We start from the raw sequence: 12342 nt of genomic DNA, 5'->3' as shown, positions 1-12342 counted from the left end.
TCAGAACCGGCCCCTCGGCAAGGAGTGTGTGATGGGGGGGCGGGTTATTGCGGCGCGTCGCAGACGCTGACCAGTTGTTCGTATTGCGCGGTGATCCAGCCAAGCGCCTGTTCGGGGTTCTGTTCCTCGATCCGGCCAGTGAACTGGGCAAAGACCGCCGCCGAGCGCGAGTCGTCGATCATGGCGATGTCCTGCGAGGTGATCACCGTCTCGTAGACGAAAAAGGCGATCGCGACGAGCAGGATACCGCGCGCCACGCCAAAGAAGAAGCCAAGCGCCTGATCCAGCCCGCCAAGGGCCGAGCGTTTGATGATCGTGGAGAACAGCGGGGTAAACAGCGAGACGACCACCAGCGCGACGGTGAAGATCGCAGCAAAGCTGGCGATGACGGCCAGTTCGCAGCTATCGGCAAGGAATTCGCCGATCACGGGGATTTCCTTGACCAGCGGTTGCACCTGATCGGCAAAGAGAAAAGCCACCACGGCGGCCACGACCCAGCCCAGAATGGCCATCGTCTCACGGACCAGCCCGCGCGAGTAGGCCAGCAGCGCCGACAGCAGAATGACGACGCCAACCACGCCATCAACGATTGTAAACCCGTCCATCTGCCTCACTCGCCTCTTGTCGCGCGGCCGCCTGCGGCCTCAGTTCCGTTTGTCATTGTGGTCTCGCCCAAGTCAACCGGCCCCGAAGACCTCACCGACGAAAGTGGTCAGGTCCGGCATCCGGGACAGCGCCATGCCATCCGATGCCGTGGCCTTGCCCCCTTGCGGCAGGATCGCCTTGGAGAAACCAAGTTTACGCGCCTCTTTCAATCGGTTTTCCGACTGGCCTACCGGGCGCAGGCCCCCTGATAAGCTGATTTCCCCGAAAATCACAGTATCGGGGGGCAGGGCGGCGTCCTCACGCGCGGAAAGTAGCGCAGCGGCCACAGCCAGATCGGCGGCGGGTTCCGAAACACGCATACCGCCCGCGACGTTCAGGTACACGTCGAGGCCCGCAAAGGGGATGCCGCAGCGCGATTCGAGCACCGCCAAAATCATCGCCAGACGGCTGCCATCCCAACCCACAACCGACCGGCGCGGCTGCGAATGCGGGCTGGGAGAGACCAGGGCCTGTAGCTCGACAAGCAGGGGGCGGGTGCCTTCGATCCCGGCAAAAACCACCGATCCGGGCGCGGGCTGGCCGCGTTCGGACAAAAACAGCGCCGAGGGGTTGGCGACCTCTGACAACCCGCCGCCGGTCATCTCGAACACGCCGATCTCATCGGTGGGACCAAAGCGGTTCTTGACCGAGCGCAGGATACGGAACTGGTGGCCGCGCTCTCCCTCAAAGTACAGCACCGTGTCGACCATGTGTTCGACCACGCGGGGACCGGCCAACTGGCCCTCCTTGGTGACGTGACCGACCATCATGATGGAACTGCCGGTGCGTTTGGCAAAGGTCGTCAGTTCATGCGCGGCGGCGCGCACCTGACTGACAGAGCCGGGGGTGCTGTCGACATTGTCGGCCCACATGGTCTGGATCGAATCGATGATGGCAAGGTCGGGGCGAGTCTCATCCAGCGTGGTCAGGATGTCGCGAAGATTGGTTTCGGTCGCCAGCTTCACCGGCGCCTCGGCCAGATGCAGGCGTTGCGCGCGCAGGCGGACCTGTGCGCTGGCCTCTTCGCCCGAGATATAGACCACCTTGAGCCCGGCATTGGCAAAGGCGGCGGCGGCCTGCAACAGCAGGGTGGATTTGCCGATGCCCGGATCGCCTGCCATCAGAACTGCGCTGGACGGCACCAGCCCGCCTCCCAGAACCCGGTCGAATTCATCCATGCCGCAGGCGGTGCGCGGCGGCGGGGCCTCTTTGGCGGACAGGTCTGTCAGCGCCACGGCACGCCCGCGCGAGATGCCCAGAGTTTTGCCAGACGGTCCCTGGCTGAGGGGCTTTTCCTCGGCGATGGTGTTCCATTCGCCGCAGGTCTCACAGCGACCGGACCATTTGGTGGTGGTGGCGGCGCAGGACTGGCAGACAAATCGGGCGGTGGCTTTGGCCATGAGGTCTCCGGCGGGATCGGGGCAGGTCGGCTTATGCCCCATCCGGGGCGGGAGGCCAATGACCCCCTGTCCGCCGGGGTGTTTTTACAAAGACGACGCCGGGGCGCGGCGCTTTTCGATGAATCCCAGCGTTATGGACGTAAGGATACAGGCGGTGAACAGGTACAGCCCCCACGCGGGTTCGACACGGCCCACGCCCATGCCCTTGGACAAGGTGATATAGAGCGCGATCAGAAAGATATCGGCCATGGCGAGTTTGCCGATAACCTCAAGCACCGGCAGGCTGCGACGGTCGAGAAGGTTGAATTGCACCAGCGCCAGCCCCAGCGTCTTGATCAGCGGCGCGAACAGCGCAAACAGGGTGACGACGAGGGCCAGAAAGACGTCGGATTCCCACAGCGATTGCAGGCCGGAGATCAGGCTGATCTCGCTCATGCCGAACAGCGGCAGCAGGCCCGCCCTGAGCAACGGCGCAAACCACGACAGCGGGTAGACGATAAAAAGCGCGAGGTTGAGCCAGCGCAGGTGGTGTGGCCAGTTGCTCATGACACCCACCACCACAGGCCCAGCAGACCTACCAGCATTCCCCCGTGGACCACGTCGATCCAGCGCCAGCGCGCATCGGGTGACAGGCCGCTGACCAGAAACAGCGCCGAGGGCACCAGCAGCGCGGTGATGCCGCCCTGTTTGGCCATGGTACGGACGGCGGAAGCATAGATCGCGCCGTCGTTTAACCCGGCGGCGGGGGCAAAGACCGTGACGACCCCGGCGATGGCCAGAACGAAGGTCGCCAGCGCGGGCCAGCGCGACAGGCCGCGGCCCTTGATCAGGCGGAGCGCGGCCAGTACGGCCAGCACCTCCAGATAGAGAAACTTTTTGGCGAAGAGAAAGAACAGGATCACCGGGTCGGGTTGGAAAGGCAGGCTCACCGGACGGCCTCGATCGGGCCTGTCGCGCTGCCGCTGATGAACTGGGCCACATAGGGGTCGCCGCTGGTGTCGAGGTGCGAGACCGGGCCAGTCCACTGGATCACCCCGTCGTGCAGCATGGCGACGTTGTCGGCGATGGCGCGGACGCTGGTCATGTCATGGGTGATGGTCATGGCGGTGGCGCCCATTTCAGTGACGATCTCGCGGATGAGTTCGTTGATGACACCCGCCATGATCGGGTCGAGGCCGGTGGTGGGTTCGTCGAAAAAGATGATCTCAGGCTCGGCGGCGATGGCGCGGGCGAGGCCGACGCGTTTCTGCATCCCGCCGGACAGTTCCGCCGGAAAGCGGTCGGCCACATCGGGTTTCAGGCCAACGCGGCGCAGTTTCTCGATGGCGATGGCGCGGGCCTCTTCGCGGGGTTTCTTCAGCGAGCCGCGCAGCAGGCGGAAGGCGACGTTTTGCCAGACCGTCAGGCTGTCGAACAGGGCCGCGCCCTGAAACAGCATCCCGAAGCGGGCGAGAAAAGCGTCGCGGTCGGTCTTGGTGACGTCGGTGCCCTCTAGCGTGATGGTGCCCGCGTCGGGGGCCACAAGCCCGAGGATGCATTTCAACAGCACGGATTTGCCGGTGCCGGAGCCGCCGATGATCACCATCGAGGTGCCGCGTTCGATGGTCAGGTCGACGCCGCGCAGGACGCGGTTGGAGCCAAACGCCTTGGTGACGCCGTGCAGGTCGATCATCGTGCCACCCTGTCGTTGCGCCCGGTGGCGAGGGCGGCTGTGAGTATTTTTACCAAGAAGAAGCTGCAAGAGCGCGTTGTTCGGGTCATAGCGAGAAGAACGCCCCCGTGAGCAGGAAGTTGGCGGCGAGGATCAGGATGGCGGCGGCCTCGACCGAGCCTTTGGTGGCGCGGCCCACGCCCTGCGCGCCGCGTCCCGAGGCCATGCCGAAATAGCAGCCCATCAGCGCCGCCAGCCCGCCAAAGGCGCAGCCCTTGACCAGCGAGGAGATAATATCCAGCGGTTCAAGGAAGTCGACGGTGTTCTTGAGGTAGGCGGCGGCGTTGAAGCCCAGCGTGCCGGTGGCCACCGCGTAGCCGCCGAAGACGCCGATCACGTCGCCCACCGCCACCAGGAGCGGCACCACGATCAGCGCCGCCAGCACGCGCGGGGCGACGAGGTATTTCATCGGGTCGGTGGAGAGGGTCACCAGCGCGTCGATCTGCTCGGTCACTTTCATGGTGGCGATTTCGGCGGCGATAGAGGAGGTCACGCGGGCGGCGATCATCAGGCCGACAAGGACGGGGCCCAGTTCGCGGACCATGCCGATAGCGACGATCTGCGGCACCACCGCCTCGGCGTTGAAGCGCGCGCCGCCGGAGTAGATCTGCAGCGCCAGCGCGCCGCCGGTGAAGATGGCGGTGAGCCCCACAACCGGCAGCGACAGCCAGCCGACGTTGAGCAATGCCGCGCCGAACTCGCGTCCGTAGAAGGGCGGGCGAACCATGTGGCTGAGCGCGTTCAGCGCAAACAGCGCCACGCGCCCGACCATCGCCATCATCGACAGCGTGGCGCGTCCCAGCGCGCCGAGTGGGGACAGAAGGCTCATGTCAGGCGCCGGTATAGGTGCGGGCGTAGCGCGTACCCAGCGAGGTCAGGATTTCATAGCCGATGCTGCCGGCCCAATCGGCCAGCGTGTCGACGCTTTGGTGGCGGCCCAGCAGTTCCAGTGTCTCGGGCGTGCCCGCGACGTCGGTCACATCGACGCCGATCAGGTCCATCGAGATACGGCCCAGCACCGGGCAGCGGGTTTCCTCTGCCCACATATGCGCCCGGTGGCTCATGCTGCGCAGGATGCCGTCGGCATAGCCCGCCGCGATGGTGGCGACACGGGTGGGGCGCTCTGCCGTCCATGTGTTGCCATAGCCCACGGTTTCGCCCGGCAGGACCTCTCGGATCTGGATCACCGGCACGTGCAGATGGGTCACGGGGCGCGCGTCGAGGAAGGGCAGACCGCCATAAACGCCGATCCCCGGGCGTGTGACGTCGAAGTGATAGTCGGGGCCAAGCAGTACGCCGCCCGTCGCCGCCAGCGAGCGCGGCGCGTCGATCCCGTCGGTCATCTGGACAAAGGTTTGCAACTGTTGGGCGTTCATCGGGTGCGCGGGGTCATCGGCGCAGGCCAGATGGCTCATGATCAGGCTGGGCTTTTGCGCCAGCGCGATGTCGCGCAGGGCGCGCCATTCGGCGGGTTCCATCCCCAGACGGTTCATACCGCTGTCCAGCTGGATGCCAAAGGCGTGGCCCGGCAGCCCCTCGACGTGGCGCAGCATCTGGTCGATGGAGTTGATCATCGGCGTCAGCTGCGCGTCGCGGATCAGGGCGGCGTCGCCCGCCATGTGGCCGGAAAAGACGCAGATTTCGGGCCGGGGGCCAAGGATGCGGCGCAATTCTGCGCCTTCCTCTGCGATGGCGACGAAAAACCGCCGCGCGCCTTCGTCGGCCAGCGCCGGGGCGACGCGGTCGATGCCCAGCCCGTAGGCGTCCGCCTTGACCACGGCGCCGGTTTCGGTTTGCGACATCTCTGCGAGGGAGCGCCAGTTGGCGCGTAGCGCCGCGAGATCGATGGTAAGCTGTGCCTGTGCCATGACTGAACGTGTTTCTCAGGTTCCCGGTCAGCGTCAAGCGCGAAATCGCCGCGCGGGCGGCCTTGCGGGCGTGAGGCCGCCGCTTATGCTGCGTCTGGATGGACCGGCACGGAGGAAGGGTCATGCGCAGCGCGGTGCGGTTGGAGGCAGTGCTTTTCTGGCTGGCGGTCCGCTATCTGACGCGCCTGCCTGTGCCGCGTGGCCTGCCAGAGTCCGACGACCTGATGGTGCGGGCGGTGAAATATCACCCCGGAGTCGGCGCGCTGGTGGGGGCGCTGGCGGCGCTGGTGCTGTGGGCCGGAGCGCCGGTGCTGCCATGGCCGGTGGCGGTGCTGCTGTCGCTGGCGGCGACGCTGCTGGTGACGGGGGCGTTTCACGAGGCGGGACTGGCCGGGGCCGCCGAGGGGCTGACCGCCGGGCGCGCCCGGGGTGAGATCATCGCCATGATGGATCGCAGGCAGTTTGGCCTTTACGGGGCGCTGGCCGTTGGGCTGTGCCTGGCGCTGAAGCTGGCGCTGATCGCCAGTTTCCCGCTTGCGGTGGCGGCGGCGGGACTGGTGGCGGGGCATGCGACGGGACGGATGGCTGCGGTTCACGTCACCGCGACGACGTCACATGCCCTCAGCGAGGGAATGCAGAAATTTGTGCCCAAGGTGACGGCGGATGGCTACCGCGTGGCGCTGACCCTGACGCTGGTTGCGTTGGCTCTGCTGACGGCGGTGGCGGGCATTGGCGCGGTTCTGTGCGGTTTCATCGGAGCGGTGCTGTTGGGGCAGGCGTTCCGGGCATGGTCGGTGTCCCGGATCGGCGGCTACACAGGGGAATGTCTGGGCGGCGCAGAGCAGATGGCGGAATTGGGGTTCTACCTTGGACTGGCGCTCTGGCTCTGACCCCTGTTCGGGGCTGGCAAGTCTCGACACTCCATCCCGGCGGGTCTGACGCCTCTTGGCCCGGGTTGGAGTGCCGGTCTGCTCGACGGTCGGCCTGATTCTGAGCGGTGCCGTCACATGTCCCTGCCGTCGCCCTGTTGCCAGGGTTTGACGAGGTTGCCGAAGCGGGTGAATTGCGCCTCGAAGGCGAGTTCAACGGTGCCGATCGGGCCGTGACGCTGTTTGCCGATGATCACCTCGGCCTTTGCGTGCAGGCGGCTCATGCGTTCCTGCCAGGCGGCCATTTCGTCCAGACGGTCGTCCGAGGGTTTTTCGCGTTCCGCGTAATATTCCTCGCGGAAGACGAACATGACCACGTCGGCATCCTGTTCGATGGACCCCGATTCCCGCAGGTCCGACAGTTGCGGGCGTTTGTCTTCGCGGCTTTCGACCTGACGCGACAGCTGGGACAGGGCCAGAACCGGGATGTTCAATTCCTTGGCGATGGCCTTGAGACCCATCGAGATTTCCCCGATTTCCTGAACCCGGTTTTCGGCGGTGCCGCGCAGCAGTTGCAGGTAGTCGACGATGACCAGATCCAGCCCGTGAGTCCGTTTCAGGCGGCGTGCGCGCGCTGCCACCTGACTGATCGGCAGGGCGGGCGTGTCGTCGATATACAGCGGGCAAGCTTCAAGGTCCTTGGCGGCCTGCACAAAGCGGCGGAACTCTGTCTCGTCCATATCGCCTTGGCGGATCTTGTGAGAGCTGATCTCTGACGCCTCGGCAAGGATACGCCCCGCCAGCTGTTCGGCGCTCATTTCCAGACTGAAAAAGCCCACGACGCCGCCGTCCGTGGCCCCGGTGGTGCCGTCCGGGCGCAGGCCCTTTTTGTACGCCTTGGCGATGTTGAAGGCGACGTTGGTCGCCAGCGAGGTCTTGCCCATCGACGGACGCCCCGCGAGGATCAACAGGTCAGAGGGGTGCAGGCCGCCCAGCTTCTTGTCCATGTCGATCAGCCCGGTCGAGATACCGGCCAGACCGCCCTCGCGCTGGTAGGCGGCGTTGGCGACGTTAACGGCCTCTGTTACAGCCTTGAGAAAGCTTTGAAATCCGCTTTCGGTCTGGCCCTGTTCCGCCAGCTTGTAGAGCGCCTGTTCGGCCTCGACGATCTGTTCGCGCGGCTCTGACGCGACATCGACCTTGGCCGCCTTGTCGGAGATGTTCTTGCCCAGCCGGATCAGGTCACGCCGCACGGCAAGGTCATAGATCATCTGCGCATAGTCGCGCACCGCAAAGGTCGAGACGGCAGAGGCCGCCAGACGCGCCAGATAGGCCGGGCCGCCCAGTTCCTTCAGGCCCTCATCGTCCTCCATGAAGGCCTTGAGCGTGACCGGCGAGGCGAGGTTGTTCTTGGCGATGCGCGCCGAGGCGATTTCAAAGATACGTTCGTGCACCGGGTCATAGAAATGCCGCGCGCCGATGATCGAGGCGATGCGGTCATAGGTGTCGTTCTCGACCAGAATCGCGCCCAGCAATTGCTGCTCTGCCTCGATCGAATGGGGCATGGTGTCTGCCGACTGTACTTCGATTCCGGTTGGGTTGATCGTGGCGATCTCGTTCATTTCCATCCCCTGCTGCTCAGGCAGACCGCCTAACAGGCGCGGTCTGCAGGGTGCAAAATGTATATCTCTGTTGATAACCTGTGGCTTCTTGCGGCCACCGTATATTGGCATCGCGCCGGGTATTCCGTCAATATCTGGTGCGGGTGACTCGGCTCTGTGATCTTCCTGTCACATTCAACACGCAAGATATTGAGGCTGCCGTCAGGTCAGCTTGTGCCGCGGGCCGCGCGCCAGCCGTGCGGATCCTTGAGGAACGACTCAACCTCGCTCAGCACGCCCGCGTGGCGTTCGGGGGCCTCTGCCAGCACCTCCCACCATGTGCAAAGGTGGTGCAGGGCGACGCCGTGATCGCCCAGCGTTTTGATCGTCTCGGGGAAGATGCCGTAGTAGAAGATCACGGCCGTGTGGGCGCAGGTGGCGCCGGTGTCGCGGATGGCATCGACAAAGCTGAGTTTCGAGCCGCCGTCGGTGGTCAGATCCTCGACCAGCAACACGCGCTCTCCCTCTGTCATGGCGCCTTCGATGCGGGCGTTCTTGCCGTAACCCTTTGGTTTCTTGCGCACATAGGTCATCGGCAGGGCCATGCGTTCGGCCACGAGCGCGGCAAAGGGGATGCCCGCCGTCTCACCGCCCGCGATATTGTCGAACGCCTCGAACCCGGCGTTGCGCATCACCGTGATGGTGAGAAAGTCCATCAGGGTCGAGCGGATGCGCGGGTAGGAGATCAGCTTGCGGCAGTCGATGTAGACAGGGGACAATTGCCCCGAGGCCAGTTTGAACGGTTCATCGGTCATGAAGTTCACCGCCTCGATTTCCCACAACATGCGCGCGGTCAGGCGGGCCATTTCTTCGGCGGTGGGGTAGGTCGAGGGGATCATGACAGGCGCTCCGGGCTGGGGGGGGTCGCGCCGCAATAACGGGTTTCGGGCACCGTTTTCAAGGGCGATGACCGGGCCGGAAGCAATTGCTCGAACGCCGCCTTTTTGAGCGGTGAAAGGTGGCGTCACGGTCGGGGTCGCGCGGGTCAGTCCGCGACGCGCCAGTGCAGCGGCATCATCGGATCAAAGACCGTGACCGGGCCGTCGCCAGTGTCGATCTTGGCCGGGTAGTCGACCGGCGCGCCCTTGGTCAGGGTGATCGTCTCGTCATTCGGCGGCAGGCGGTAGAAGGCCGGACCGTTGAGCGAGGCGAAGGACTCTAGTTGGTCCAGCGCGTTTTCCTGTTCAAATACCTCGGCAAGGATCGACATGGTGTTGGTCGCGGTAAAACAGCCGGCGCAGCCACAGGCGTTTTCCTTGAGCGGGTCGATGTGCGGGGCGCTGTCGGTGCCAAGGAAAAAGCTGGCATCGCCCGATGTTGCTGCGGCGCGCAGGGCAAGGCGATGTTCCTCGCGCTTGGCGACGGGCAGGCAGTAGTAATGCGGCTTGATCCCGCCCACCAGAATGGCGTTGCGGTTGATCACAAGGTGATGGGTGGTGATGGTCGCGCCCAAATCGTCACCGCCCGCGCGGGCATAGTCGACGCCTTGGCTGGTGGTGATGTGTTCCATGATGACGCGCAGGCCGGGGGTGCGCTGGCGGATCGGGTCCAGCACGCGGTCGATGAACACCGCTTCGCGGTCAAAGATGTCGATGTCGCTGTCCACGACTTCGCCATGCACGCACAGGGGGATACCGTGTTCGGCCATCGCCTCCAGCACGCCGCGCACCTTGTCAAAGTCGCGCACCCCGGAGGTGGAGTTGGTGGTGGCCCCGGCGGGGTAGAGTTTGACCGCCGTGATCAACCCGCTTTGATGCGCGGCGACGATGTCCGCCGGGTCGCTTTCCTCTGTCAGGTACAGCGTCATCAGCGGGGTAAAGCCGCTGCCCGCTGGCAGGGCGGCGGTGATGCGGTCGCGGTAGGCCTGCGCCTGTGTGCCTGTCACCACGGGCGGGACAAGGTTGGGCATGATGATGGCGCGGGCAAAGTGCCGGGCGCTTTCGGGGGCGATACCGGCCAGCATGGCACCATCGCGCAGGTGCAGATGCCAGTCGTCGGGGCGGCGAAGAGTGATGCTATCCATGGATTTGCGGTTAGCACGCGGGCCGCAGGCGCGCCAGTGGGATCAACCTGCGTCCTTGACGGCGTCGTCTCCGGCTTCGAGCTCGGCCAGCCGGCGGCGAAAGCGCGGCGCCGGCATCCGGCTTACGACATTCTGGCACAAGAGCCGGGCCAGCCCGTCGCGCCCGTCGGCGTCGATTCGTGCCAGCAGACGGCGCAGGTAGGGCGGATGATTGCGCCGGGCGCGCAGCATGGCGGCAAACAGCGCCGTGTCCAGTCGCCCCTCTGCAGCCGAGGTCAAGAGGCCCGGCAGCAGATCGAGCGCGCGAAAATCGGCCTGTAAGGCGCTGCCCATGAACGGCGCACGCAGGCGCGAGACATTGGGCCGCGCAAACAGTGCCGAATGCATCGCGTCCAGCCGTTCGCGCGGGTCGTAGATCACATAGGCCTGTGCTGCGGCGTCGATCATCTCTGGCGCAAAGCCATAGCGAGAGGTGAAATCGCGGCGGCGTTCCTCGGCGAAACGGTCGTCCCATTCGGCAATGCGCGGGTCCAGCGTGGCCTGCGGCTGCAACATCAGCACCCGCGCGCCGGGGGAGGTGACGGAATAAGCCCCGGCGGCATAGCCGCAGGGACCGGCCCCGTAGAACAGCACGGATTCGAAGTCGTCGAAAAAGCCGTCGTCCTGAAGCTGGTCGAAGAAGGCATAGACACGCTCATCGCGGAACCATGTGTCGCCGTGGCTGAGCAGCGACAGCGAGGACCAGCCGTTGGCGTTGACCATGTCGAAACCAATGGGGGTGCGCGTCTCTGACAAGGCCTCGATGCCGGACATCGTCTCGAACGCGACAACCAGCGTGTCGCCCTCTTCGACAAAGATCGCCGCGTGGCTTTTGCCCATGGGTTCGGCAAATCCGTATTCCTCGCCGATCCGCCGCAGCGTGGCCAGCCACTCCCCCCGGGACTGATTGCTGAGATCGGGAGAAAAGCCTTTGGTTTGCGATTCCATTGACCGGGTATCCTCACTTTGCGCCAAAATTGACGCGTAATTGGGGGAAACAATGGCCGCAGTTTTCGGCGAAAATGTGGTCACTCGGTGACAACACGGTGTGGCGTGGCTAGAGCGTGGGCGTGTTGGCGCGTGCGCGGGTGGCGTGACTGGCCAGAAAGCGCGCCGCCTTGAGCGTCACGGGCTGCGCGGGCGGGGTCATCAGCAGGCGGGCAAAGAGCGCGCGGTAGGTTTCCTGCGCCAAAAGCGCGTCAAAGCGGGCCTTGCGCCATGCGACGGCGGCCTCGTGCAGGCGCGACAGGTCAGGGTCGGCGGCAAACTCGGCGCGGCGCTCAACCACGCCTGCAAGGCTCTGGATGCTGGTGTCCTGGTCGATGCACCAGTTGCGTTCGACCCAGTAGTCCATGCCAAGCGCGTGGTCGGCATGCACCGCGCGGCCCCGGTCGGACTTGAGCACGTAGCTTTCCATCGCGCCAAGGGCGTAGTGGTTAAGCTGCGCAAGGGCGTAGTTGGAGCGGCCATATTGCGAGAATATCCGACGGGTACGGAATTGGGCGTCAAGCTCGCGGCCCTCGCCGTCGAACCAGCGGGCCTTGTCCACCTGCGCCGGATCGGGCGCGCGGGGGCGGTGGACGCCCAGTTTCGCGTAAGTGCCATCATTGCGGTAGAGCGTCTTGAACATCGCGGCGCGCCACGGCCAGTGCATGACAACCGGCGCGGCCTTGGTGAATTGTTCGGTGATGGGGCGGTCGGCGTAGCGCGCCACGCCCGCGTTGCCGAACAGCCGCCATGTCAGGGTGATGGCGGTGGCCTCTGGCAGGGCGGCGATCAGAGCGGGCAGGGTGCGGTCGCCCACATGGACGTTGACGTATTCGTCGATGTCGAGGGGCAAGAGCCAGTCGGCGTTTTGCACGGCGGGCGTCTTGTCGGCGCGTTTCAGGCCGGTGAACTGGATACCGCGATCCTCATAAGGGCCGTCGTTGCGGATGTGGGTCAGCGGGAGAACCTGCGCCAGACGGTCCAGCATCGTGTCGGTGCCGTCCTGACAGTCGTTCGACAGGGCGACCACATGGGTGACGCCGCAGGCAAGGTGATGCGCCAGCCAGTCGAGCAGGAACGCGCCCTCATTGCGCACGCACAAGACGGCGGTGATGCTCATGGATCGCCCCCGAGGGTGA

At 65.1% G+C, this 12342-nt stretch carries 13 protein-coding genes; 1 reads left to right on the top strand and 12 read right to left on the bottom strand.

Annotation, left to right across the window (positions count from 1 at the left end; all coding sequences use genetic code 11):
• Positions 1 to 44: 44 nt before the first annotated feature.
• The 7 genes from VOI21_RS07310 to alr form a co-directional block, all read right to left on the bottom strand.
• Positions 45 to 605: a CvpA family protein gene (locus VOI21_RS07310; RefSeq protein WP_323769133.1), complete on the bottom strand. Its 561-nt coding sequence runs from the start codon at positions 603 to 605 to the stop codon at positions 45 to 47.
• Positions 606 to 677: 72 nt separating this feature from the next.
• Positions 678 to 2045 carry a DNA repair protein RadA gene (radA, locus tag VOI21_RS07305; protein ID WP_323769132.1) on the bottom strand — a complete coding sequence of 456 codons (1368 nt, stop codon included), beginning with the start codon at positions 2043 to 2045 and terminating at the stop codon, positions 678 to 680.
• A gap of 84 nt (positions 2046 to 2129) precedes the next feature.
• Positions 2130 to 2591, bottom strand: a complete 462-nt coding sequence (locus VOI21_RS07300; protein WP_323769131.1) for a paraquat-inducible protein A — start codon at positions 2589 to 2591, stop codon at positions 2130 to 2132.
• Positions 2588 to 2974 (bottom strand): hypothetical protein, encoded by a 387-nt coding sequence (locus tag VOI21_RS07295; protein WP_323769130.1) that lies wholly within the window; start codon positions 2972 to 2974, stop codon positions 2588 to 2590. Before VOI21_RS07295 ends, VOI21_RS07300 begins: the two co-directional genes overlap by 4 nt.
• On the bottom strand, positions 2971 to 3717 hold the full coding sequence (locus tag VOI21_RS07290) for an ABC transporter ATP-binding protein (RefSeq protein WP_323769129.1): 747 nt from the start codon (positions 3715 to 3717) through the stop codon (positions 2971 to 2973). The genes VOI21_RS07295 and VOI21_RS07290 overlap by 4 nt, the downstream gene beginning before the upstream one ends.
• A gap of 85 nt (positions 3718 to 3802) precedes the next feature.
• Positions 3803 to 4585: an ABC transporter permease gene (locus tag VOI21_RS07285; RefSeq protein ID WP_323769128.1), complete on the bottom strand. Its 783-nt coding sequence runs from the start codon at positions 4583 to 4585 to the stop codon at positions 3803 to 3805.
• Between the two features lies 1 nt (position 4586).
• On the bottom strand, positions 4587 to 5624 hold the full coding sequence (gene alr, locus VOI21_RS07280; protein WP_323769127.1) for an alanine racemase: 1038 nt from the start codon (positions 5622 to 5624) through the stop codon (positions 4587 to 4589).
• A gap of 122 nt (positions 5625 to 5746) precedes the next feature.
• Here alr and VOI21_RS07275 point away from each other — a divergent pair, with 122 nt between their 5' ends.
• Positions 5747 to 6514: an adenosylcobinamide-GDP ribazoletransferase gene (locus tag VOI21_RS07275; RefSeq protein ID WP_323769126.1), complete on the top strand. Its 768-nt coding sequence runs from the start codon at positions 5747 to 5749 to the stop codon at positions 6512 to 6514.
• 113 nt (positions 6515 to 6627) lie between these two features.
• Here VOI21_RS07275 and VOI21_RS07270 read toward each other — a convergent pair whose 3' ends face one another.
• The 5 genes from VOI21_RS07270 to VOI21_RS07250 all read right to left on the bottom strand — a co-directional run bounded on the left by VOI21_RS07270 (position 6628) and on the right by VOI21_RS07250 (position 12323).
• A complete protein-coding gene (locus tag VOI21_RS07270; RefSeq protein ID WP_323769125.1) occupies positions 6628 to 8115 on the bottom strand; it encodes a replicative DNA helicase in 1488 nt (495 codons plus the stop codon).
• A 206-nt stretch (positions 8116 to 8321) separates the two neighbouring features.
• Positions 8322 to 8993 (bottom strand): orotate phosphoribosyltransferase, encoded by a 672-nt coding sequence (locus VOI21_RS07265; RefSeq protein WP_323769124.1) that lies wholly within the window; start codon positions 8991 to 8993, stop codon positions 8322 to 8324.
• Positions 8994 to 9139: 146 nt separating this feature from the next.
• A complete protein-coding gene (gene pyrC, locus VOI21_RS07260) occupies positions 9140 to 10177 on the bottom strand; it encodes a dihydroorotase (RefSeq protein WP_323769123.1) in 1038 nt (345 codons plus the stop codon).
• Between the two features lie 42 nt (positions 10178 to 10219).
• On the bottom strand, positions 10220 to 11164 hold the full coding sequence (locus VOI21_RS07255) for a phosphoadenosine phosphosulfate reductase (protein ID WP_323769122.1): 945 nt from the start codon (positions 11162 to 11164) through the stop codon (positions 10220 to 10222).
• Between the two features lie 109 nt (positions 11165 to 11273).
• Positions 11274 to 12323 (bottom strand): glycosyltransferase family 2 protein, encoded by a 1050-nt coding sequence (locus VOI21_RS07250; protein ID WP_323769121.1) that lies wholly within the window; start codon positions 12321 to 12323, stop codon positions 11274 to 11276.
• Positions 12324 to 12342 lie beyond the last annotated feature (19 nt).

Origin of the sequence: Antarctobacter sp. (genome assembly GCF_034670325.1) — a bacterium.
GTDB lineage: Bacteria > Pseudomonadota > Alphaproteobacteria > Rhodobacterales > Rhodobacteraceae > Antarctobacter.
This window is presented reverse-complemented; position numbering and strand designations above follow the sequence as displayed.

What these genes read in the sequence shown, in the direction of transcription:
- VOI21_RS07270 (WP_323769125.1), bottom strand. Translation starts at nt 8,115, where the DNA reads ATGAACGAGATCGCCACGATCAACCCAACCGGAATCGAAGTACAGTCG.
- VOI21_RS07265 (WP_323769124.1), bottom strand. Translation starts at nt 8,993, where the DNA reads ATGATCCCCTCGACCTACCCCACCGCCGAAGAAATGGCCCGCCTGACC.
- VOI21_RS07300 (WP_323769131.1), bottom strand. Translation starts at nt 2,591, where the DNA reads ATGAGCAACTGGCCACACCACCTGCGCTGGCTCAACCTCGCGCTTTTT.
- VOI21_RS07250 (WP_323769121.1), bottom strand. Translation starts at nt 12,323, where the DNA reads ATGAGCATCACCGCCGTCTTGTGCGTGCGCAATGAGGGCGCGTTCCTG.
- alr (WP_323769127.1), bottom strand. Translation starts at nt 5,624, where the DNA reads ATGGCACAGGCACAGCTTACCATCGATCTCGCGGCGCTACGCGCCAAC.
- VOI21_RS07310 (WP_323769133.1), bottom strand. Translation starts at nt 605, where the DNA reads ATGGACGGGTTTACAATCGTTGATGGCGTGGTTGGCGTCGTCATTCTG.
- radA (WP_323769132.1), bottom strand. Translation starts at nt 2,045, where the DNA reads ATGGCCAAAGCCACCGCCCGATTTGTCTGCCAGTCCTGCGCCGCCACC.
- VOI21_RS07285 (WP_323769128.1), bottom strand. Translation starts at nt 4,585, where the DNA reads ATGAGCCTTCTGTCCCCACTCGGCGCGCTGGGACGCGCCACGCTGTCG.
- VOI21_RS07275 (WP_323769126.1), top strand. Translation starts at nt 5,747, where the DNA reads ATGCGCAGCGCGGTGCGGTTGGAGGCAGTGCTTTTCTGGCTGGCGGTC.
- VOI21_RS07290 (WP_323769129.1), bottom strand. Translation starts at nt 3,717, where the DNA reads ATGATCGACCTGCACGGCGTCACCAAGGCGTTTGGCTCCAACCGCGTC.
- pyrC (WP_323769123.1), bottom strand. Translation starts at nt 10,177, where the DNA reads ATGGATAGCATCACTCTTCGCCGCCCCGACGACTGGCATCTGCACCTG.
- VOI21_RS07255 (WP_323769122.1), bottom strand. Translation starts at nt 11,164, where the DNA reads ATGGAATCGCAAACCAAAGGCTTTTCTCCCGATCTCAGCAATCAGTCC.